The sequence below is a fragment of the Pantoea sp. PGP6 genome, assembly GCF_053474785.1.
Window position 1 is genome coordinate 68,201 of sequence record NZ_JBQBMA010000001.1, and the last position, 21,277, is coordinate 89,477.

A 21,277-nucleotide genomic window follows, 5' to 3' on the forward strand; every position below is an offset into this window, starting at 1 on the left:
ATAAGCTGGGATCTAAATGGCGACTTATACACAGCTCAAAAAGCATACTACGGTTATTCTTTGGATAACTACCGGTTATACGCAGTAAAAGAGGGTAGTTATCCACAAAATAAACGTCTGCAAAAGGACAAAATCAGCATCTTCCACTGGGGATCGTCACTATTTCACGATCCCCGACCAGTCTCAGATCGCGTTTTTCCACGTCATGACCCAGGCCTCAGCCGGATCTTCCGGGATCTCATGCTCCAGTACGTCGATTTCCAGTCGATCACCGATCCGCTGTGCGCCCTGGGCGATCAACAGCGTCTCGATCTGACGAATCGCCCCGCAAAACAGGTCATATTCATGATTGCCGAGACCGACGGCACCAAACCGGACCTGAGAGAGATCGGGCTGGCTTTCACTGATAGCCTCGAACCACGGTTGCAGATTGTCGGGAATTTCACCTGCGCCATGGGTTGAGCAGACCACCAGCCAGATGCCTTCCTGCGGCACCTCATCCAGCGCCGGGCCGTGCAGCATCTGCGTTGAGAAGCCTGCGTCCTGTAATTTTTCTTCCAGATGCTCAGCAACATACTCGGCGCTGCCCAAGGTACTGCCACTGATTAAAGTAATATCGGCCATCTTGCTCTCCTGGACATTAAGGCGGGCATTGTACGCTGTGATCAAGCGGTGATCCACCTGTGGAAAACAGGGTTAATAGATCAGGAGAGGTGAACGCAGCCGTTGTCAGCCGCTGCATTCGTCCGGGATAAGGTTGTGCACAGGAGAAGTGCGATCAGGGTTTGATGGTCCGCATGATCGGGTTTTGCAGAGAGATCAGGGTTTCTGTTGATTGAATTTCATCAATGGTCTGGATCTTGTTGATCAGCACCTGTTGCAGGGCATCAATCGAGCGGCACATCACCTTAATAAAGATGCTGTAGTGGCCGGTGGTGTACCAGGCCTCCACCACTTCATCCAGCGCGTCCAGCTTGCTCAGCGCCGCCGGATAATCGCGGGCACTCTTCAGGATGATGCCGATAAAACAGCAGACATCAAATCCCAGCTGGCGCGGATCGATGTCGACGCGGGTGCCCAGTATAATGCCGGCCTGCTTCATCTTCTCTACCCGCACATGGATGGTGCCGGGGCTGACGTTAAACTGTTTTGCCAGTTCGGCGTAAGCGGTACGCGCGTTATCCAGCAGGGCATTCAGAATGCCGCGATCCAGATTATCAAGCTGCAGATGTTCGGCCATGGCCATCCTCGTTGGGCTGCTTTGAATTGAACAAGGGAGAATGTGCAGCAAAAGCGCGGTTCAGGCAACAACCGGCAGCGACGGGCGCCGCTGCCAGGTAACTTAGCGTTTACGCCAGACGGTAACCTGCGCCAGCGTGTGCTGGAACTTGCGCGCCGTTTCACGGATCACAAACGGCATCTCCTGCGGCGTATCCAGCAGTTCAAAGTCGGCCGCCAGCAGCCGTTGCAGCGCCTGTAGCGTCGTCAGCGCCTCACCATTTTCACGTACGCCGCCCAGCCAGTTCTCTTTAGGCGTATACGCTTCCAGCCAGGTGTAAGGCGAGGAGAGCAGCAGAATGCCGCCCGGACGTAGCATCGGCGTGACATCCTGCAGGAAGCGCGCAGGCTGGCGCAGGCGATCGATCAGATTGGAAGCCAGCACCAGATCGTAGCGGGCCGGTTGCGGTTTGAGGTTACAGGCGTCGCCCTGCACAAACTGAATGCGCTGCGCCAGATCGCCATCCAGCCCGAAATCTTTCAGGCGCACCTGGCGATACTCCACCAGATCGCCCTCCTGCGGCACGACATAGCGGAAATCTTCGCCGCTGGTCAGTTGCAGCGCCACGTCAATAAAGCGCGCCGAGTAATCCATGCCGGTAACGCGTTAAAAATGGCGGGCCAGTTCAAAGCTGGCGCGTCCGGTGGCGCAGCCGATATCCAGCGCTTCAGCGTGTGACGTGGTGTAATTCAGCGCCAGTTTTACCAGGCTTTCGGCGTAATTATCGACCCCAAAATAGCGCGGGCCATACTGGAAATCGAGATACTGCGACACCATGGCGTCGGTTTCGTACGGATTCAGCGTCATGCTTTCCTGATGGCGGGAGACCACGTAGCGGAAACCGGCGTGCTGGAAGAAATGTCGGCGGAACGCATAACGCGCCGATTTGAGCGCTTCGTTGCCGGTCGAGATCCAGCTGCCGCCTTTAATCAGCGAATGCTTGCCATCAAAGGTCGGGGTGGAAAAGTCGTCGTACAGCGGATGGACTTTGAAGCCTTCAAAGCCGTTAGTCGGCGTGGTGGTCCACTGCCAGACGTTACCGACGATATCGAAGAACTCGCCCTGGGCGAACTGATCGACCGGGCTGGAAGAGGCCCAGTATGCCAGATTGATATTGCCAAGCGCCCGCTCCCACTGCGGCTGATCGCCGGTGACCTGTTCACGCAGCTGATACCACTCCGCTTCGCACGGCAGCTGGATAGCCATTCCGCTCTGGTCGGCTTTCCAGCGACAGAAGGCGGCCGCTTCCAGCTGGTTCACTTCCGCTGGCCAGTCCCACGGCATCGCCACTTCTTCACACATCAGACGCAGCTTAAGCTGATCGGGCATCGCTGGCGTGCCGACCCAGAACGTTGGCATCTCCGCCTGGGCAAACTGGCACCAGCCCCAGCCTTCATCATCCCACCAGCGGGCGTCCTGATAGCCGCCTGCGCTGACAAACTCAAAAAACTCGGCGTTACTGACCAGCATCTTGCTGGCTTTGAACGGCTGCAGCGTGATCTGCTGGCTGCCATATTCGTTATCCCAGCCGTAGGTATCGTCGGTTTTGCCCAGCGTAACGCGACCGCCCGGCATCGGCAGCAGACTGTTGACCGGCACATCCTGGCGCTGATGGTGCGCCAGCGGACAGACTGGCCAGGCCGGCTGCGGCGTCACCCAGTCAACCGGCAGTTGCCGGATCAGCACGCTGGACGTTTCCAGGTGAATACGCTCATGCTCGATCCCCATCAGGATCACCCAGGCCGGGCTGTCCCACTGGATCGGTAAGCTCAGCGGCATCGTCTGGATCAGGTCGCTGACCACTGCTTTGACCCGACCACGATAGTCACGTACCGCGTCGATAGTGGGCCACTCATAGTGGCTGTCATTGAGATCGTCCCAGCTCATCTCATCGACGCCAATCGCCATCATCGCTTCAATACGATCGTCGAGGCGCGCCTCAATGTAGCGACCGGCCATCAGCTTATTAATGTAGAAGGTGGCGGTATGACCAAAATAGAAGATCAGCGGATGACGCAGCGGAATGGCTTTGGTAAACCAGGCCTGCGAATCAGTCAGGCAGGTAAACAGACTTTCGTACTGCTCCCAGGTCTGGAGGAAGTAAGTCAGCAGTTCGGCACGTTTTTGTTCAATATTCTGGCCGGAGAGCAGTAAGGTTCGCGTCGGCGCAGGCAGATCGCGATGGGGTTGGACGGTCGTCACAAGGTGCTCCAGATTGCTGTGTGAAAAAATGGCAGTGATTCACTATAGCAAAGAAGCATTTCTGCCTGATGACTTAACGCCGCCAGTGGCGCAGCAGGCGGCTTTTCATACCGGTATCGAAGCGCCAGATATGGTCGAAGATGCGCATAATGCCGGGCTTGCCGTGGGTCGACATCGCCACGGCGTGAAAACGTTGCTGATTGTGTCGCTGGCGCTGTTTGATGGCGCTGATCACCTCTTCCGGCAGCCGCTGGGCGATAAAATCGGAGACGATCACCGCGTCCGCCTCCTGCCAGACCGGTCCTTCCATGCGCTTAACCACGGCCGTGAGACAGGCGGCAAGATCGGTGCCGCCACGAAAACGCTGGCTGAGGAAGCGAATAGCCTGCTCAAGTCCATCATCACCGGTCAGCTCATAGCCAATCACCTCATGGGCGAACAGCATAATATAGCAGCGACGACGATCGGCCAGCGCCACCTTCAGCAGTGCCAGGCAGAACGCTTTGGCGCAGCGCTCATTGAACCCGCCCATCGAACCGGAGGTATCGACGCAGACAATAAACGGTCCGCGCGGCTGCTCTTCATGATGCTGGTGGCTGACCGGTCGCTGGGTCACTTTTTCATGCCAGGCATCGCCCTGCAGCTTGTAGGTCAGCAAGCGTTTCTCTACCAGCCGGCGGTAAAATTCCAGCTCCAGCTCGCTGATGCTCAGCGCAGCCAGCTCCGGTGGCAGCAGGCGCAGCACATCATCGCTCTGATGAATGCCGCTGACCTCTTCCGGTACCGCCGCTGGCTCGTGAACCAGCTGATGAAATGCCTCCATCGGCGCATCCTGTGACGGCACCGATTTCGCTTCCCGGCTGCGGCCGAGCTGTTGTGCCAGCTTCAGCAGTTCCGGCTGCTGCGCCAGAAAATCACCGTACTGCAGCATCAGCTGGTAGTCGCCTGGCTGCAGTGAAGTTTTGCTCATGTCCCACAGCCGGCCTGCCGCCGCTTCGTCATCGTCGCTCAGCATCGGTGCCAGCTGACCACTCAGCGCCATACGCTGCAGCAGTTCCGCCATCAGACGTTCGCGCTGCTGCTCCAGCAACTGCTGATTCAGCGTCAGGGTTTGCAGCGTCAGGCTGAGCCGCCAGCGCTGTAAAAACAGCGTATGCTGCGCACTGCTGAGATGATGGATGTCGGTGTGTTGCAGTAGCCGGCGGGCTTCATCAATAAACGGTGAAGGCAGGCGTTCCAGCGTTTGTAGCGTGTCATCGAGCTGCTGGCTGAACTGACGATCGCTGAGCAGCTGCACCCGCTGGAACAGCTGAAACTCCTCCGCCAGCACGGCGGGTACCGGGGTGGCCTTCAGCTCAGCGTTGATCTCCGCTTTCCAGCGCGGCACATCGCGCAGCAGGGCTTTTTTCAGACCGGGGAATTTTTCAAAAAACAGTGCCAGTTGCGGCGACGCCAGCAGAGCGATGATCAACTCTTCAATCAGTTCCGTTTCGCCAATTGAGAGCAGCGTGCTGAGCGTCTCCAGTGAGATCATTTACGCGCCTGTTTCAGCTGTTCCGCCACATCCTGCAGGCTGGTCTCAACCCGCGCCAGCCAGTCATCGCTGATAAACAGACAGCGCTGATGCTGGCTGAACAGGTGACGCTGGCTGCGTAACTCACTTTCCAGCGTATCCAGCGCCTCGATAATTTCGCCGGGTAGCTGATCGCTATTGCTGGCGCCAGGCAGTGTCAGCCGTGAGGATTGCAGGCTGACGTCACGTATCGCCAGGCAGTGCTGCGCATCGACCTGCAAATCCAGCGTCTGCGCGAAGCCGATGCCGTTGAGCTTGCCGCGTATCTCGCCGCCTTTTTGCAGCCACTGATGCAGTGCGTCGCGGGCGATCACCAGATGCGTGACCTGCATATCATGCAGCGTCAGTGGATGTTGCAGCATCAGCGTCAGCTGCTCGTCGGTAAGATTTTCCGGCAAATCGTAATAGGGTTTGCGGCTGAACATACCGCTGTGCTTCTCCAGCGTGATCGCCTGCGCCATGCTCTGTTGCTGCTGCAAGGCCATCCGGCGCGCTTTGATCTGTTGCAGCCTGAGCAGCATCGGCTGCTGTTGCCAGGCATGCTGGGTCATTAACAGGTCAATTTCACGTTCCAGCAGCTGCATTGAGGCGACATCGTGCCACAGGCAATCTTTCAGCAGGATCAGGTCGATTGGCGCGATGGCGTTGCGGCCGCTGTAAAAGGCGCTGGCCTGCAGCAGGTGAATGGCTTTTTTCCAGCGCCGGTCAGAAATGTAAGGGGCCGCTGGCTGGCTCTCCAGCTGCTGACGCAGTTGATAAATCAGTTCAAACACCGCATCGGGTAAACTGACCTGGCTGATGCCAAGCTGCCACTGGGCATACTCTTCATCGCTGATGCGCAGCGATTCGGCCACCGGATTGGCATTTTCATCCTGCTGATGCGTCAGCATGCTGCGGAAGTTCTGCTTTTCATGCACGTTGTCCAGCCATAAGCGGATCAGCATCCGGTCATACAGTGCTTCCAGACCGCTGTCGGCTTCCGGCAGTTCGTTGGAGGCGGTGACCAGCAGCCGCATCGGAATTTTTTCTTCGCTGTCGCCGTTGCGGAAGCGGCGTTCGTTAATCGCAGTCAGCAAGGTGTTCAGAATGGCCGGACCGGCTTTCCAGATCTCATCGAGAAAGACAATCTCCGCGTCGGGCAGATAGCCTTTGGTCAGGCGCTGATAGCGACCTTCATCTTTTAGCGCCTGGATCGACAGCGGGCCAAACACCTCTTCAGGCGTGGAGAAACGGGTCATCAGGTATTCAAAGGCGCGGGCGTGCTGAAAGGCATATTTGAGGCGGCGGGCAATCAGACTCTTCGCAATGCCAGGCGGACCGAGCAGGAACACGCTTTCACCGCTGAGCGCGGCCAGCAGACAAAGGCGAATAGCATGATGCCGTTCATACAGGCCTTTTTCTAACGCGTTGCTGAGGCGAGAAATTCTTTCTGCCAAAAGATGGGGTTGAGCCATAATCACATCAATGTCCTTACGATCGTCGGGCCGCCGCGCTTAAGCAAGCGCCTTACTCTATAGATAATGATGCGTGAAAGCGTTGATAGCTGTCAGCTTTTTTGTTTCAGAAGATTCGGTTAACGGGAAAGCGGCCATAAGCCGCGGTTTCTGAGGTAAAAACCGCCGCATTCCGCCGGTGGTCAGGTTAACCGGGTATAGGAATTTTCGGCAATACGTGCATACTGTGCGCTTTTTGATGGCTTGAGCGAGGGGTTTTTGCGCCTCTTAGACTCCAACAAAAGATAACTCTATGAGCTCGGATAATAAGCAGTCACTTGGTGGGCTAACGCTGGCCGCAATTGGTGTTGTCTATGGGGATATCGGCACCAGTCCGCTGTATACCTTGCGTGAATGTCTCTCCGGCCAGTTCGGCTTCGGCGTGGAACGCGGCGCGGTATTTGGCTTTCTGTCACTGATTTTCTGGCTACTGGTGCTGGTGGTTTCACTGAAATACATCAGCTACGTCATGCGGGCCGACAACGCGGGTGAAGGGGGAATTCTGACCCTGATGTCGCTGGCGGGCCGTCATACCGGTGCCCGCGCCACGGCGGTGCTGGTAATCATGGGCCTGATTGGCGGCAGCTTCTTCTATGGCGAAGTGGTGATCACGCCAGCGATTTCAGTGATGTCGGCGATAGAAGGACTGGAAATTGCCGCTCCGTCGCTTGATCCCTTTATCGTGCCGCTGTCGATTGCGGTGCTGACGCTGCTGTTCGCGATTCAGAAACACGGAACCGGCATGGTCGGCAAGCTGTTTGCGCCGGTAATGCTGCTGTGGTTCCTGGTGCTGGCGATCCTCGGCGTTAACGGCATCATGAAGAACCCTGAAGTTCTGCAGGCGCTTAATCCCACCTATGCGGTTAACTTCTTCCTGCAATATAAGTCGATCTCCTTCTTTGCACTGGGCGCCGTCGTACTGGCGATTACCGGCGTAGAAGCGCTGTATGCTGATATGGGCCACTTCGGTAAAATCCCGATCCGGCTGGCGTGGTTCTCCGTGGTGCTGCCGTCACTGGTGCTCAACTATTTTGGCCAGGGCGCGCTGCTGCTCAGCGATCCCAAAGCGATTAAGAACCCCTTTTTCCTGCTGGCGCCGGACTGGGCGCTGATCCCGATGCTGATTCTGGCGACTCTGGCGACGGTAATCGCCTCGCAGGCGGTAATCTCCGGCGTCTTCTCGCTGACGCGCCAGGCGGTCCGTCTCGGGTATCTGCCCGGCATGCGGATCATTCATACCTCGGAGCGTGAATCGGGCCAGATCTATATCCCGATGATCAACTGGGTGCTCTATTTCGCGGTGCTGATTGTGATTATCAGCTTTGAACACTCCAGCAATCTGGCGGCGGCCTATGGCATTGCGGTGACCGGTACTATGGTGCTGACCTCAATTCTCTCCTGCACCGTGGCGATTAAAAACTGGCACTGGCACAAGCTGGCGGTTGGCGTAATCCTGCTGCTGATGCTGTTTATCGACGTGCCGCTGTTTACCGCCAACCTGGTCAAAATTTTCTCGGGTGGCTGGTTGCCGCTCTGCCTCGGCCTGGTGATGTTTATCATTATGACGACGTGGAAAAGTGAACGTTTCCGCCTGCTGCGCCGGATGCATGAGCACGGCAACTCACTGGAGGCGATGATTGCGTCACTGGAGAAATCGCCGCCGGTGCGGGTACCGGGCACCGCGGTCTATATGTCGCGCGCACTGAACGTGATCCCCTTTGCCATGCTGCATAACCTCAAGCACAACAAAGTGCTGCACGAACGGGTAGTGCTGTTGACGCTGCGTACTGAGGATGCGCCTTACGTGCACAATGTGCGGCGGGTGACGATTGAGCAGCTTTCGCCGACGTTCTGGCGCGTGGTGGCCAGCTATGGCTGGCGCGAAACGCCGAACGTGGAGGAGATTTTCCACCGTTGTGGGCTGGAAGGGCTGAACTGCCGGATGATGGAAACCTCTTTCTTTATGTCGCATGAGTCGCTGATTATCGGCAAACGGCCGTGGTATCTGCGGTTGCGTGGCAAGCTGTTCATGGCGCTACAGCGCAATGCGTTACGCGCCCCTGACCAGTTTGAGATCCCGCCAAACCGGGTGATCGAGCTGGGCACCCAGGTCGAGATCTAACCTGTGAAACCCGCCTTATCGGCGGGTTTTTTATTACCAGCGCAGCGTGACGCACAATCCGCTGCCGGGGCGCTGGCTGAACGCCAGCTGCATCGCGTGCAGCTGAGCGATGTTCCGCACAATCGACAATCCCAGCCCGCTGCCACTCTTCTCCTGACCGGGCGGTCGCCAGAAACGCTCGCCTAACCGTTGCCGATCGGCATCGCTCAGGCCCTCTCCGTTATCCTCGACGGACAGGCTGTTGGCCGCGAGCCGCACATCCACTTCACTGCCGGCGGGGGTATAGCGAATCGCGTTATCCAGCAGGTTGCGTACCAGCAACGAGAGCAACAGCGGATGGCCCTGTATCACCGGTTCGGCTTCTGCGTGCAGACGTAGGGTTACGCCGGCTTTATCCGCCAGCGGCAGTTGCGCCGCCAGCGTCTCCTGCAGCGTCTGTTTTAACGATACCGGTTCAAAGGCGCTGCGGGCATCATCCGCTTCCACCCGCGACAGGGTAAGCAGCTGATCCACCAGCCGGGTAGCGCGCGCAATGCCGCTATCCAGCTGTTTCAGCGCATGGGTTCGCATCGTTTCATCGTCGACGGCCAGCTGAATCACTTCGCTTTGTACCTGCAATGCGGCCAGCGGGCTGCGCAGCTCATGCGCGGCATCAGAGGTAAAACGCCGTTCACGTTGCATCATTGCGCTGATGCGACTGAACAGGCCGTTCAGCGCGAGGATCAGCGGCTGCACCTCTTTCGGCACCCGTTCGGCCTGCAAAGGGGTGCCGTCATCCGGTGCACGCTGAGCCAGTTGCTTCGCCAGCTGCTTTAACGGACGTAATTCCGACCAGACCAGGCTGATGAGCAGCAGCAGCATAAAAGGCAGCGCGATCAGCCAGGGTAATACGCTGGCCTGCATCAAATCTCCGGCCATCTCATCGCGATATTCCCTCTCCTGACCGACCACCACGCGAAACTGTTTGTCTGGTGTGGTCAGCCAGACAAAACGCCAGCGGTCATCATCATTGGTGAGCTGGCCATCATGAAAACCCTGGTAGTCCGCTTCAAACGGCAGGTATCTGCCATTATCACCATCGTTGAGCACCTGCCGGCCATCATGGGTGAAGACAGCAAACGCCAGCGCGTCATCATCCTGATCGCCACGGTGGTGCCGCAGCAGCTGTCGGGTTTTTGGCAGGGACGGTGCATCTAGCGAGGCGTAATCGAGGGTCAGCAGGCGCTTGGCCAGCAGCATCTGCTGGGTATCGAACAGCTCATTAATGGTGTCACGCGTCTGATGCCATGCACTGAGGCTGGCACTGGCCCAGCAGATGCCCAGCAGCAGCACAAAACCGATGCCAAGCCGCAGAAACAGACTTACCGATCGCATTCTGTCGCTCCCAGGGTATAACCCACGCCGTGCAGAGTGCGGATAAACTGACTGCCGAGTTTCTTACGCAGGTGATGAATATGCACTTCCACCGCATTGCTGGAGACGTCGGCGTCCCAGCTATACAGTTTTTCCTCCAGCTGGTTGCGGGTCAGCACCCGGCCAGGGTTGCGCATAAACAGCTCCAGCAGCGCCAGTTCCCGACTTTTTAGCTCAATCGCCTGGCCGTCGCAGGTAACGCTGTGGCTGTCGGGCTTCAGGACCACGTTGCCATGACGCAGCTCTGGCTGTAGCTGACCATGCCGGCGACGGATCAGCGCCTGTAAGCGAGCAGCGACTTCGGTCAGAGCGAACGGTTTGCAGAGATAATCATCCGCGCCCATCTGCAGCCCTTCGACTCGCTGATCGAGCGCATCACGCGCCGTCAGGATCAGCACCGGTACATCCTGCCCTTGCTGACGCCACTGTCGCAGGATATCCAGTCCGTCCCGTTCGGGCAGTGACAGATCGAGGATCACCGCATCCCACGGCGCGGCGTTTAACGCCTGAAATCCGGCCTCGCCGGAGGTAAACCAGTCGACGCTAAATCCCAGCTTACCCAGTCCCGCTTTAATCCCGTCGCCAATTAAGCGATCGTCTTCTATCAGTAAAATACGCATCATTTCTCCCTGCGGTGATAGCGCTTTATACGAAGCAGACTGCCGCTTGTACAGCGCATTTCGGCGAAAATGGCTTATTTTTGCTTCTTAAGAAGCTGTTAAGAACCTTATGGTCAACTAGGCTCAACAAAACGAAACACATCATGGAAAAGAGGTGACAAAATGAAAAAGCACGCTGCAATTTTAGCTGTCGTTATGCTGGCTTCTGCCCCGGTTTTTGCTGCTCAGCAAGGCGGCTTTGTCGACCCCAATGCCCCGGCGGCGCAGGTTCAGACCCGACAGGGTGGTTTCAGCGCTGACCACACCAGTGTGGTGACGGTGAAGCAGGCGGAAGAGATGAAGGATGACAGCTGGATTACCGTACGCGGTAAGCTGGAAAAACAGATCGGCGATGAAGATTATCTGTTCCGCGATCAGACCGGTACGATGAAAGTCGAAATCGACCATAAGCACTGGAACGGCCAGACTATCTCGCCAAAAGATACCGTTGAGCTGACCGGTGAGCTGGATAAAGATTTCAACAGCATCGAAATGGACGTTAAACAGGTTAAGAAACTGCCTTAATCGTCCACTACGGGACCGCATCAGCGGTCCTTTTTTCTGCCCTGCTGCCCGCCTTAATTCAAATTTCCCGCCGCGTAAGCGAAACGTTTCGATAGCGATCACAAATTTCAGCTTCGCCGATTGAGTTGCTGGCGGCTTTTCATACACTCCTGTCAGCGAAACGTTTCGCTGTGGAGTGAAAAATGAAAAAAGGTCGCTTGTTAAACGCTGAACTCTCTCATGTGATTGCCCGCCTGGGACACACAGATACGCTGACGATTGCCGATGCCGGTTTGCCGATCCCGGCAGGACCGCAACGCATCGATTTAGCCCTGATACCGGGTACGCCCGATTTTATCGCGGTGGTAAAGGCCGTCACGCTTGAGATGCAGGTAGAAAGCGCCCTGATCGCGGAGGAGATTAAGCAGCACAATCCGCAGCTCCATAGCGCACTGCTCGCCGTGCTCGAAGCCTTGCAACAGCACCAGGGAAATACCATCACCATCCGCTACACCAGCCATGATCAATTCAAACAACAAACGCAGCGCAGTCAGGCGGTCATTCGCAGCGGAGAGTGTTCTCCGTTTGCGAATGTCATCCTCAGCGCCGGTGTGACCTTCTGAGGCCGCTATGCAACCTTTACTGCAGCTCAACGGCATTGAAAAATCGTTCCCTGGGGTAAAAGCCCTGAAGGGTGCCTCACTGAATGTCCGGGCAGGACGCGTCATGGCGCTGGTGGGTGAAAACGGCGCCGGCAAATCTACCATGATGAAAGTGCTGACCGGGATATATCAGTTCGACGCCGGTTCGCTGCTCTGGCTCGGCAAAGAGACCCGTTTCAATGGCCCTAAAGCGTCACAGGAAGCGGGCATCGGCATTATTCATCAGGAACTGAACCTGATCCCCCAGTTAACCGTGGCTGAGAATATTTTTCTCGGTCGCGAATTTGTTAACCGCTTTGGCCGCATCCAGTGGGCGCGCATGTATGCCGAAGCGGATGCGTTACTTAAGCGGCTTAATCTGCGCTTCAACAGCCACAAGCTGGTCGGCGATCTGTCGATTGGCGATCAGCAAATGGTCGAAATTGCCAAAGTGCTGAGCTTTGAGTCGCAGGTGATCATCATGGATGAGCCGACCGATGCGCTGACGGATACCGAAACGCTGTCGCTGTTCCGGGTGATCAACGAACTGAAAGCGCAGGGCTGCGGCATCGTCTATATCTCACATCGTATGAAAGAGATCTTTGAGATCTGCGATGACGTCACGGTGTTCCGTGACGGCCAGTTTATTGCCGAGCGTCCGGTCAGCGAACTGACCGAAGAGAGCCTGATCGAAATGATGGTCGGTCGCAAACTGGAAGATCAGTATCCTCATCTGGATCAGGCGCCAGGCGAGGTGCGGCTGAAAGTCGATAACGTCAGCGGTCCCGGCGTGCATAACGTCAGCTTCAGCCTGCGCAAAGGTGAAATTCTGGGCATCTCCGGACTGATGGGCGCGGGCCGTACCGAACTGATGAAAGTGCTGTATGGCGCGTTGCCGCGTTATCAGGGCAGCCTGTGGCTCAGCGGTCGGGAAGTGGTGACGCGTTCGCCGCAGGATGGCCTGGCTAACGGCATCGTCTATATCTCGGAAGATCGTAAGCGTGACGGCCTGGTGCTGGGCATGTCGGTCAAAGAGAACATGTCGCTGACCGCGCTGCGCTATTTCAGTCACGGCGGCGGCACGCTGAAGCATGCGGCTGAGCAGCTGGCGGTGGGTGACTTTATCCGGCTGTTCAACGTGAAAACCCCCTCTATGGCGCAGCCGATCGGGCTGCTTTCCGGCGGCAATCAGCAGAAAGTGGCGATTGCCCGCGGCCTGATGACCCGTCCCAACGTGCTGATTCTTGATGAGCCAACCCGTGGCGTCGATGTTGGCGCGAAAAAAGAGATCTACCAGCTGATTAACCAGTTCAAAGCCGAAGGGCTGAGCATCATCCTTGTCTCTTCTGAAATGCCGGAAGTATTAGGAATGAGTGACCGCATCCTGGTGATGCATGAAGGCCGTTTAAGCGGCGAATTTACCCGTGAAGAAGCCACTCAGGAGAGCCTGATGGCCGCCGCCGTAGGCAAGCAACACAGCGAGGATTTAGTGGTATGACGACCCAATCTTTACCTGCCAGCCGTCGCTGGTTTAGCAAAAGCTGGTTACTGGAACAAAAGTCGCTGATTGCGCTGATGGTGTTAATTGCCGTGGTGGCGAGTCAGAGCCCGAACTTCTTTACCGTAGCCAACCTGTTCAACATTCTGCAGCAGACCTCGGTGAACGCCATTATGGCGGTTGGCATGACGCTGGTGATTCTGACCTCAGGTATCGATCTCTCGGTGGGCTCGCTGCTGGCGCTGACCGGGGCGGTAGGCGCGTCGCTGGTCGGCATGGAAGTGAATGCGCTGGTGGCCGTGGCGGCGTCTCTGGCGCTCGGTGCAGCGATTGGTGCGCTGACCGGCACCATTGTGGCGCGCGGTAAGGTGCAGGCATTTATCGCCACGCTGGTGATGATGCTGCTGTTGCGCGGCGTCACCATGGTCTACACCGACGGCAGCCCAATCAGTACCGGTTTTAATGCCAACGCCGATCTGCTGGGCTGGTTTGGTATTGGTCGTCCGCTGGGTATTCCTGCCCCGGTATGGCTGATGGCGCTGGTATTTATCGCCGCCTGGTACATGCTGCACCACACCCGTCTCGGCCGCTACATCTATGCGCTGGGCGGCAACGAAGCCGCGACCCGCCTCTCCGGTATCAATGTTAATCGCGTCAAGGTCATCGTCTATTCACTGAGTGGCATGCTGGCTGCGCTGGCGGGCACCATTGAGGTGGCGCGTCTCTCCTCGGCGCAGCCAACGGCTGGTACCGGCTATGAGCTGGATGCGATTGCCGCTGTGGTGCTGGGTGGTACCAGCCTGGCGGGCGGTAAAGGACGTATTGTCGGCACGTTGATTGGTGCCCTGATCCTCGGTTTCCTTAATAACGGCCTGAACCTGATGGGCGTCTCTTCGTACTACCAGATGATCGTTAAAGCGGTGGTAATCCTGCTGGCGGTGCTGGTGGATAATAAAAGCAGTAAATAACTCTGACCTTTACACAGGATGAAATGATGAAAAAGTTAACCGCACTGGCCATGATCCTTGGCGCTACGCTCAGTACCAGCGCCATGGCAAAAGAGACCATCGCGCTGGTGGTATCGACCCTCAATAACCCGTTTTTTGTTTCGCTGAAAGAGGGCGCACAAAAAGAAGCCGACAAACTGGGCTACAACCTGGTGGTGCTGGATTCGCAGAATAACCCGGCAAAAGAGCTGGCGAACGTACAGGATCTGACGGTACGCGGTACCAAACTGCTGCTGATCAACCCAACCGATTCTGACGCGGTCGGCAACGCAGTGAAGATGGCTAACCAGGCCAACATCCCGGTTATCACCCTGGACCGCGTGGCCGCGCAGGGCACGGTGGTCAGCCACGTCGCCTCTGATAACCGTTTTGGTGGGAAAATGGCCGGTGATTTCATCGCCAAAAAAGTCGGCGAAAGCGCCAAAATTATTGAGCTGCAGGGCATTGCCGGCACCTCAGCCGCCCGTGAACGTGGCGAGGGATTCAAACAGGCTGCTGATGCCCACAAATTCCAGATCCTTGCCAGCCAGCCGGCTGACTTTGACCGGACTAAGGGCCTGAACGTGATGCAGAACATGCTGCAGGCCCATCCGGACGTGCAGGCTGTATTTGCGCAGAATGATGAAATGGCGCTGGGTGCACTGCGTGCGCTGCAGACTGCCGGTAAAACCGATGTGATCGTGGTGGGGTTTGACGGCACCGCTGATGGCGTGAAAGCGGTAGAAGGTGGCAAACTGTCTGCGACCGTGGCACAGATGCCAGACAAAATTGGCATGATCGGCGTTGATACCGCTGATAAAGTGCTGAAGGGTGAAAAAGTGAAGGCGATCAATCCGGTCGACCTGAAGCTGGTCACTCAATAACTCAAAGAAAAGCAGGGCACTGCGCCACCCTCCCGGTGGCGCACTTATTCCGGACTCCCCTAATGAGCAAAAACGCAAAACTGGCCGTTCTTGGCAGCATCAACGCTGACCACATCCTTAATCTGGCGCACTTTCCTCGTCCCGGTGAAACGGTGATCGGGCAGGATTACCAGATTGCGTTTGGCGGTAAAGGTGCCAATCAGGCCGTGGCCGCAGGGCGTGCTGGCGCGGATATCGCTTTTATCGCCTGTGTGGGCGCGGATGACATTGGCGAACGTATTCGTCAGCAACTGGCCCGCGACAATATTGATACTGCTCCGGTAGAAGTGGTGGCGGGCGAGTCGACCGGGGTGGCGATGATTTTCGTCAACCGTGAAGGCGAGAACAATATCGGCATCTATTCCGGCGCTAACGCCGCCTTAACGCCCGACTGTGTGGCGCGCCATCAGCAGGTGATCGCCGAGGCTGACGCGCTGCTGATGCAGCTGGAGTCACCGCTGGAAAGTGTGCTGGCAGCGGCGCGTTTCGCCAGAGAACAGCAGACTCAGGTGATCCTCAACCCGGCACCGGCTACGCCGCTCTCCGATGAGCTGCTGGCGTTGATCGATATCATTACCCCGAATGAAACCGAGGCGGAAATTCTGACCGGGATTGCCGTTCATAACGATCAGGACGCTGCCCGGGCTGCGGCGGCACTGCATGCCAAAGGCATCGATACCGTACTGATTACGCTGGGCCGGCGCGGTGTCTGGTTGAGTGAGCAGGGCCAGGGTCAGCGTATTCCGGGCTTTAGCGTTAAGGCGATTGATACCATCGCTGCGGGCGATACCTTTAATGGTGCCTTTATTACCGCGCGACTGGAGCAAAAACCGATGCAGGATGCGGTGCGCTTTGCGCATGCCGCTGCGGCTATCGCCGTAACCCGATCCGGCGCGCAGCCCTCCGTGCCGTGGCGCGCGGAGATCGATGACTTTTTGCAGCAGCAGGATTAAGCGCTTGGCCACCATGAAAGATGTCGCTCGCCTGGCGGGCGTCTCTACCTCCACCGTTTCGCACGTCATCAATAACAATCGCTTTGTCAGCGAGGGCGTGCGGGAGAAAGTCGAACAGGCGATCCGCAGTCTGAACTACGCCCCCTCGGCGCTGGCGCGCAGCCTGAAGATCAACCAGACCCACACTATCGGCATGCTGCTGACCACCAGTAGCAACCCGTTTTATGCAGAAGTGGTGCGCGGCGTTGAGGACAGTTGCTATCAGCGTGGCTACAGCCTGATCCTGTGTAATACCGCCGGTGATGAGGAGCGGATGAATCGCAGTCTCGAAACGCTGATGCAAAAGCGCGTCGATGGATTGCTGATGATGTGTACCGAAAGTCATCTGCCGTCGGCGGACATTCTCAACCGTTATCCCTCTATTCCGACCGTGATGATGGACTGGGCACCGTTTGAAGGTCGCGGCGACATCATCCAGGACAATGCGCTGCTGGGCGGTGAGTTGGCAACTCAGCACCTGATCGACAGCGGCTATACCCGCATCGCCTGTATTGCCGGCCCGCAGGACAAAACCACCGCGCGGATGCGGCTGGAAGGATTTCACAATGCGATGGCGAAAAGCGGTCTGGAGGTGTTGCCGGGTTATGTGGTCAACGGCGACTTTGAATTTCAGGGCGGTTACAACGGGATGATTGAGCTGCTGGCGCTGGAAACTGTGCCGCAGGCGGTCTTCACCGGTAATGATGCGATGGCGGTCGGGGTTTATCATGCGTTATATCAGGCGGGTTTACAGATTCCGCAGGATGTCGCCGTGATGGGCTATGACGATATTGAGCTGGCGCGTTATCTTTCTCCGCCGCTGAGTACCATTCATCAACCTAAAGATGAACTGGGCGAACTGGCTATCGATACCTTAATCCATCGCCTGCGCGATCCCGACGCCAGCCAGCAGACGCTGGTGCTGACGCCGGAGCTGGTGGCGCGGGGCTCAACTTAAGCCGTCTTCTTCTTTTTCTTATCGCGGTTGGTAATCAGATTCCGTCCGTCGCCGTTTTTCAGCAGCATAAAGGTCAGCGCTGACAGCACCGTTACCACGCCCATGGTCAGAAATGTTGCGTGGAACTGTGCAACGGTGCTGGTTTCAAATTCCTGATAGAAGCGCAGGACGGCGGCGCTTACCGCGACACCAAAACTGATCGCTAACTGCTGTGTCACGGCCAGCACGCTGTTACCCCCGCTGGCGTTATCGTCATTCAGGTCGGCGAGGGTGATGGTATTCATCGCGGTAAACTGAGTCGACATTGCCATGCCGAGAATAAACAGCGGCAGTAATAACAGGATCATGCCTTCCTCGGGTGACTGCAGAGAGAAAGTGGCAATCAGGATGCCGATAATGACGGTAATACCGACCAGCAGACGGCGATAGCCTAACCAGCGCAGCAGTTGTGTCACCGTCGACTTCGCCAGTATCGACCCCACGGCGGTAGGAGCCATCATACAACCGGCGATAATCGCCGAATAACCAAAGCCCACCTGCAACATCAGCGGCATCAGGAACGGCACACAGCCGGTGCCCAGACGTGAAGCGATATTCCCGATGATGCCTACCGAGAAGGTGCGGGTTTTAAACATCGGCAGATTAATCAGCGGGGAGGGATGGCGGCGCGCGTGCATTATATAGAGAAGCAGCAGAACAATCCCGCCGAGTAATACCCCGCCCGCCAGCCAGGCTGACACAATACGCTCACCAAACAGTTCAATCCCTGTCGAGATCATGACCAGCCCCAGACCAAACAGTAAAAAGCCGAAGAAATCGAAGCGGCGTTTTGGCGTGGTGAAGTCCGGCATATATTTGCGGGCATAGAAGATGCCGAGTATGCCGATGGGAATATTAATCAGGAAGATCCAGTGCCAGGTGGCGTAGGTCACCATCACACCACCCAGCAGCGGACCCAGTATCGGCCCGACCAGTCCCGGCATGGTGACAAAATTAAGCACCGGTAGCAGTTCGCTGCGCGGATAGGCACGCAACAGCGCCAGGCGCGCAACCGGCATCATCATGGCGCCGCCCACCCCCTGTACGATACGTGAGGTCACCAGCATAGAGAGCGTGGGTGACAGGGCACAGGCCAGCGAACCGAGCGTGAAGAGGGAGACCGCAGCGATAAACACTTTTCGGGTGCCATAGCGATCGGCAAGCCAGCCGCTGACCGGGATCAGCATTGCCACAGTCAGGGTATAACTGATTACAGCGGATTGCATGGCCAGAGGAGAACGTTCAAGGCTGGTGGCGATAGCGGGCAGGGCGGTGTTGAGAATAGTGGCATCCAGTGCCTGCATGAAAAATGCCATGGCAGCAATCCATGGCAAACCGGCCATGCTGCGCGCGGATTTTATCATTGAGCGTCCTTCTTAGGGTTATCCAGCGAGAAGAATGAAAAAGAATAGCACCGCCAGCGCAACGCGGCAGGCCTGTTTTTTCCGCTTTACGGGGATTTCTGTGCGTTATTCGATCATCAAATGGCGGTTTTTAAGGCGTTCGTTTAAAAAAAGCGCGCTTAGCAAATTTATTTAAAGAAACGCTTGTCAGCCTCCGGAAACTCCCTATAATGCGCCTCCACTGACACGGAACACCGGCTTACGGAGAGACGGGTCAGCAGGCACAGGAGACTGCGCCGCCGGAGAAAAGCTTCTGAAAAAGAGGTTGACTCTGAGGGAGGAAAGCGTAATATACGCCTCCTCGCGACAGGACGCTAACGCACTGTTCGCACTGCTCTTTAACAATTTATCAGACAATCTGTGTGGGCACTCGCAGGATTGATATCAGCGTCTCCGGACGTAAAAAATATCAAGTCTCACGAGTGAACACATAATGAAATTCATTATGACGTTTTACAGATGAGCACCGCTTAACTTGTTTAAGCAAATCAAACTTAAATTGAAGAGTTTGATCATGGCTCAGATTGAACGCTGGCGGCAGGCCTAACACATGCAAGTCGGACGGTAGCACAGAGAGCTTGCTCTTGGGTGACGAGTGGCGGACGGGTGAGTAATGTCTGGGGATCTGCCCGATAGAGGGGGATAACCACTGGAAACGGTGGCTAATACCGCATAACGTCGCAAGACCAAAGAGGGGGACCTTCGGGCCTCTCACTATCGGATGAACCCAGATGGGATTAGCTAGTAGGCGGGGTAATGGCCCACCTAGGCGACGATCCCTAGCTGGTCTGAGAGGATGACCAGCCACACTGGAACTGAGACACGGTCCAGACTCCTACGGGAGGCAGCAGTGGGGAATATTGCACAATGGGCGCAAGCCTGATGCAGCCATGCCGCGTGTATGAAGAAGGCCTTCGGGTTGTAAAGTACTTTCAGCGGGGAGGAAGGCGATGTGGTTAATAACCGCGTCGATTGACGTTACCCGCAGAAGAAGCACCGGCTAACTCCGTGCCAGCAGCCGCGGTAATACGGAGGGTGCAAGCGTTAATCGGAATTACTGGGCGTAAAGCGCACGCAGGCGGTCTGTTAAGTCAGATGTGAAATCCCCGGGCTTAACCTGGGAACTGCATTTGAAACTGGCAGGCTTGAGTCTCGTAGAGGGGGGTAGAATTCCAGGTGTAGCGGTGAAATGCGTAGAGATCTGGAGGAATACCGGTGGCGAAGGCGGCCCCCTGGACGAAGACTGACGCTCAGGTGCGAAAGCGTGGGGAGCAAACAGGATTAGATACCCTGGTAGTCCACGCCGTAAACGATGTCGACTTGGAGGTTGTTCCCTTGAGGAGTGGCTTCCGGAGCTAACGCGTTAAGTCGACCGCCTGGGGAGTACGGCCGCAAGGTTAAAACTCAAATGAATTGACGGGGGCCCGCACAAGCGGTGGAGCATGTGGTTTAATTCGATGCAACGCGAAGAACCTTACCTACTCTTGACATCCAGCGAACTTGGCAGAGATGCCTTGGTGCCTTCGGGAACGCTGAGACAGGTGCTGCATGGCTGTCGTCAGCTCGTGTTGTGAAATGTTGGGTTAAGTCCCGCAACGAGCGCAACCCTTATCCTTTGTTGCCAGCGATTCGGTCGGGAACTCAAAGGAGACTGCCGGTGATAAACCGGAGGAAGGTGGGGATGACGTCAAGTCATCATGGCCCTTACGAGTAGGGCTACACACGTGCTACAATGGCGCATACAAAGAGAAGCGACCTCGCGAGAGCAAGCGGACCTCACAAAGTGCGTCGTAGTCCGGATCGGAGTCTGCAACTCGACTCCGTGAAGTCGGAATCGCTAGTAATCGTGGATCAGAATGCCACGGTGAATACGTTCCCGGGCCTTGTACACACCGCCCGTCACACCATGGGAGTGGGTTGCAAAAGAAGTAGGTAGCTTAACCTTCGGGAGGGCGCTTACCACTTTGTGATTCATGACTGGGGTGAAGTCGTAACAAGGTAACCGTAGGGGAACCTGCGGTTGGATCACCTCCTTACCTGAAGATACCTTCCGGCGCAGTGTCCACACAGATTGTCTGATAAAAAGTAACGAGCAGAAAAAACCTCTACAGGCTTGTAGCTCAGGTGGTTAGAGCGCACCCCTGATAAGGGTGAGGTCGGTGGTTCAAGTCCACTCAGGCCTACCAAATTCGTACTCATGCTGCGTTATGTTTCCGGCTCGCATAGTTCACTATGCTGCGCGAAAACATGCCTTGCCTGAGCACGAATTGCATTTCTTACGGAATGTACTCGGTTGAGTGGTAGTAGTGGTCTCTGCAGTAACTGTATGGGGCTATAGCTCAGCTGGGAGAGCGCCTGCCTTGCACGCAGGAGGTCAGCGGTTCGATCCCGCTTAGCTCCACCATACCGTTTAACTGTTTTTTCTGAAAAATACTTCAGAGCGTACCGGCAACGGTGTGCTGCGAAGTATTATGCTCTTTAACAATCCGGAACAAGCTGAAAATTGAAACGACATGTCGTTTTCATTCTCCGTAATAAGAATGAAAGCCACGACATGTTCGAGTCTCTCAAATGCTTGCAACACGCAGCGCT

The 21,277-nt window shown here is 56.4% G+C and carries 15 protein-coding genes, 2 tRNA genes, 1 rRNA gene and 1 pseudogene; 11 read left to right on the top strand and 8 right to left on the bottom strand.

Annotated elements, in window-relative coordinates; all coding sequences use genetic code 11:
* Positions 1 to 183 precede the first annotated feature (183 nt).
* The 5 genes and pseudogenes from mioC to ravA form a co-directional block, all read right to left on the bottom strand.
* A complete protein-coding gene (gene mioC / locus ACLIBF_RS00315) occupies positions 184 to 624 on the bottom strand; it encodes an FMN-binding protein MioC (protein WP_031376174.1) in 441 nt (146 codons plus the stop codon).
* A gap of 154 nt (positions 625 to 778) precedes the next feature.
* Complete coding sequence (gene asnC / locus ACLIBF_RS00320) at positions 779 to 1,240, bottom strand: transcriptional regulator AsnC (protein ID WP_003849496.1); 462 nt, start codon at positions 1,238 to 1,240, stop codon at positions 779 to 781.
* 102 nt (positions 1,241 to 1,342) lie between these two features.
* Positions 1,343 to 3,481: pseudogene (ovoA, locus tag ACLIBF_RS00325) on the bottom strand (5-histidylcysteine sulfoxide synthase).
* A gap of 73 nt (positions 3,482 to 3,554) precedes the next feature.
* Positions 3,555 to 5,015, bottom strand: coding sequence for an ATPase RavA stimulator ViaA (gene viaA / locus ACLIBF_RS00330; protein ID WP_069728662.1), 1,461 nt, complete (start codon positions 5,013 to 5,015; stop codon positions 3,555 to 3,557).
* Positions 5,012 to 6,508: an ATPase RavA gene (gene ravA, locus ACLIBF_RS00335; protein ID WP_031376176.1), complete on the bottom strand. Its 1,497-nt coding sequence runs from the start codon at positions 6,506 to 6,508 to the stop codon at positions 5,012 to 5,014. Before ravA ends, viaA begins: the two co-directional genes overlap by 4 nt.
* A 292-nt stretch (positions 6,509 to 6,800) precedes the next feature.
* Between ravA and kup the strand changes: the two genes are divergently transcribed.
* The gene (kup, locus tag ACLIBF_RS00340; protein WP_046289503.1) at positions 6,801 to 8,669 is read left to right on the top strand and encodes a low affinity potassium transporter Kup; all 1,869 of its coding nucleotides are present in this window, start codon (positions 6,801 to 6,803) and stop codon (positions 8,667 to 8,669) included.
* Positions 8,670 to 8,702: 33 nt separating this feature from the next.
* Here kup and qseC read toward each other — a convergent pair whose 3' ends face one another.
* The gene (gene qseC, locus ACLIBF_RS00345) at positions 8,703 to 10,043 is read right to left on the bottom strand and encodes a quorum sensing histidine kinase QseC (RefSeq protein ID WP_069728664.1); all 1,341 of its coding nucleotides are present in this window, start codon (positions 10,041 to 10,043) and stop codon (positions 8,703 to 8,705) included.
* Positions 10,031 to 10,702, bottom strand: coding sequence for a quorum sensing response regulator transcription factor QseB (qseB, locus tag ACLIBF_RS00350; RefSeq protein ID WP_069728665.1), 672 nt, complete (start codon positions 10,700 to 10,702; stop codon positions 10,031 to 10,033). Before qseB ends, qseC begins: the two co-directional genes overlap by 13 nt.
* Positions 10,703 to 10,864: 162 nt before the next feature.
* Here qseB and ACLIBF_RS00355 point away from each other — a divergent pair, with 162 nt between their 5' ends.
* The 7 genes from ACLIBF_RS00355 (at position 10,865) to rbsR (ending at position 17,243) form a co-directional block, all read left to right on the top strand.
* Positions 10,865 to 11,266 carry a YgiW/YdeI family stress tolerance OB fold protein gene (locus tag ACLIBF_RS00355; RefSeq protein ID WP_031376179.1) on the top strand — a complete coding sequence of 134 codons (402 nt, stop codon included), beginning with the start codon at positions 10,865 to 10,867 and terminating at the stop codon, positions 11,264 to 11,266.
* Positions 11,267 to 11,448: 182 nt separating this feature from the next.
* Positions 11,449 to 11,868 (top strand): D-ribose pyranase, encoded by a 420-nt coding sequence (gene rbsD / locus ACLIBF_RS00360; protein WP_046289504.1) that lies wholly within the window; start codon positions 11,449 to 11,451, stop codon positions 11,866 to 11,868.
* Between the two features lie 7 nt (positions 11,869 to 11,875).
* Positions 11,876 to 13,384 (top strand): ribose ABC transporter ATP-binding protein RbsA, encoded by a 1,509-nt coding sequence (rbsA, locus tag ACLIBF_RS00365; protein WP_448309113.1) that lies wholly within the window; start codon positions 11,876 to 11,878, stop codon positions 13,382 to 13,384.
* The gene (gene rbsC, locus ACLIBF_RS00370) at positions 13,381 to 14,352 is read left to right on the top strand and encodes a ribose ABC transporter permease (RefSeq protein WP_031376180.1); all 972 of its coding nucleotides are present in this window, start codon (positions 13,381 to 13,383) and stop codon (positions 14,350 to 14,352) included. Before rbsA ends, rbsC begins: the two co-directional genes overlap by 4 nt.
* Before the next feature lie 26 nt (positions 14,353 to 14,378).
* Positions 14,379 to 15,254, top strand: coding sequence for a ribose ABC transporter substrate-binding protein RbsB (rbsB, locus tag ACLIBF_RS00375; protein WP_069728666.1), 876 nt, complete (start codon positions 14,379 to 14,381; stop codon positions 15,252 to 15,254).
* A gap of 62 nt (positions 15,255 to 15,316) precedes the next feature.
* Positions 15,317 to 16,246, top strand: a complete 930-nt coding sequence (gene rbsK / locus ACLIBF_RS00380) for a ribokinase (RefSeq protein WP_069728667.1) — start codon at positions 15,317 to 15,319, stop codon at positions 16,244 to 16,246.
* Between the two features lie 13 nt (positions 16,247 to 16,259).
* A complete protein-coding gene (rbsR, locus tag ACLIBF_RS00385; RefSeq protein WP_069728673.1) occupies positions 16,260 to 17,243 on the top strand; it encodes a ribose operon transcriptional repressor RbsR in 984 nt (327 codons plus the stop codon).
* On the opposite strand, the gene mdtD is transcribed toward rbsR, so the two are convergent.
* A complete protein-coding gene (gene mdtD, locus ACLIBF_RS00390; protein WP_069728668.1) occupies positions 17,240 to 18,646 on the bottom strand; it encodes a multidrug transporter subunit MdtD in 1,407 nt (468 codons plus the stop codon). The genes rbsR and mdtD overlap by 4 nt on opposite strands.
* A gap of 535 nt (positions 18,647 to 19,181) precedes the next feature.
* On the opposite strand from mdtD, the gene ACLIBF_RS00395 reads away from it, so the two are divergent.
* The 3 genes from ACLIBF_RS00395 to ACLIBF_RS00405 all read left to right on the top strand — a co-directional run bounded on the left by ACLIBF_RS00395 (position 19,182) and on the right by ACLIBF_RS00405 (position 21,089).
* A 16S ribosomal RNA gene (locus tag ACLIBF_RS00395) occupies positions 19,182 to 20,721 on the top strand.
* A 73-nt stretch (positions 20,722 to 20,794) separates the two neighbouring features.
* A tRNA-Ile gene (locus ACLIBF_RS00400) sits at positions 20,795 to 20,871 on the top strand.
* 142 nt (positions 20,872 to 21,013) lie between these two features.
* Positions 21,014 to 21,089 (top strand) — tRNA-Ala (locus ACLIBF_RS00405).
* The last annotated feature ends 188 nt before the right edge of the window (positions 21,090 to 21,277 follow it).

Excerpts from the sequence above, each read along its gene's own strand:
- rbsK (WP_069728667.1), top strand. The coding sequence starts at position 15,317 with ATGAGCAAAAACGCAAAACTGGCCGTTCTTGGCAGCATCAACGCTGAC.
- qseB (WP_069728665.1), bottom strand. The coding sequence starts at position 10,702 with ATGCGTATTTTACTGATAGAAGACGATCGCTTAATTGGCGACGGGATT.
- rbsD (WP_046289504.1), top strand. The coding sequence starts at position 11,449 with ATGAAAAAAGGTCGCTTGTTAAACGCTGAACTCTCTCATGTGATTGCC.
- rbsR (WP_069728673.1), top strand. The coding sequence starts at position 16,260 with ATGAAAGATGTCGCTCGCCTGGCGGGCGTCTCTACCTCCACCGTTTCG.
- ACLIBF_RS00355 (WP_031376179.1), top strand. The coding sequence starts at position 10,865 with ATGAAAAAGCACGCTGCAATTTTAGCTGTCGTTATGCTGGCTTCTGCC.
- mioC (WP_031376174.1), bottom strand. The coding sequence starts at position 624 with ATGGCCGATATTACTTTAATCAGTGGCAGTACCTTGGGCAGCGCCGAG.
- qseC (WP_069728664.1), bottom strand. The coding sequence starts at position 10,043 with ATGCGATCGGTAAGTCTGTTTCTGCGGCTTGGCATCGGTTTTGTGCTG.
- kup (WP_046289503.1), top strand. The coding sequence starts at position 6,801 with ATGAGCTCGGATAATAAGCAGTCACTTGGTGGGCTAACGCTGGCCGCA.
- viaA (WP_069728662.1), bottom strand. The coding sequence starts at position 5,015 with ATGATCTCACTGGAGACGCTCAGCACGCTGCTCTCAATTGGCGAAACG.
- rbsA (WP_448309113.1), top strand. The coding sequence starts at position 11,876 with ATGCAACCTTTACTGCAGCTCAACGGCATTGAAAAATCGTTCCCTGGG.
- ravA (WP_031376176.1), bottom strand. The coding sequence starts at position 6,508 with ATGGCTCAACCCCATCTTTTGGCAGAAAGAATTTCTCGCCTCAGCAAC.
- mdtD (WP_069728668.1), bottom strand. The coding sequence starts at position 18,646 with ATGATAAAATCCGCGCGCAGCATGGCCGGTTTGCCATGGATTGCTGCC.
- asnC (WP_003849496.1), bottom strand. The coding sequence starts at position 1,240 with ATGGCCGAACATCTGCAGCTTGATAATCTGGATCGCGGCATTCTGAAT.
- rbsC (WP_031376180.1), top strand. The coding sequence starts at position 13,381 with ATGACGACCCAATCTTTACCTGCCAGCCGTCGCTGGTTTAGCAAAAGC.
- rbsB (WP_069728666.1), top strand. The coding sequence starts at position 14,379 with ATGAAAAAGTTAACCGCACTGGCCATGATCCTTGGCGCTACGCTCAGT.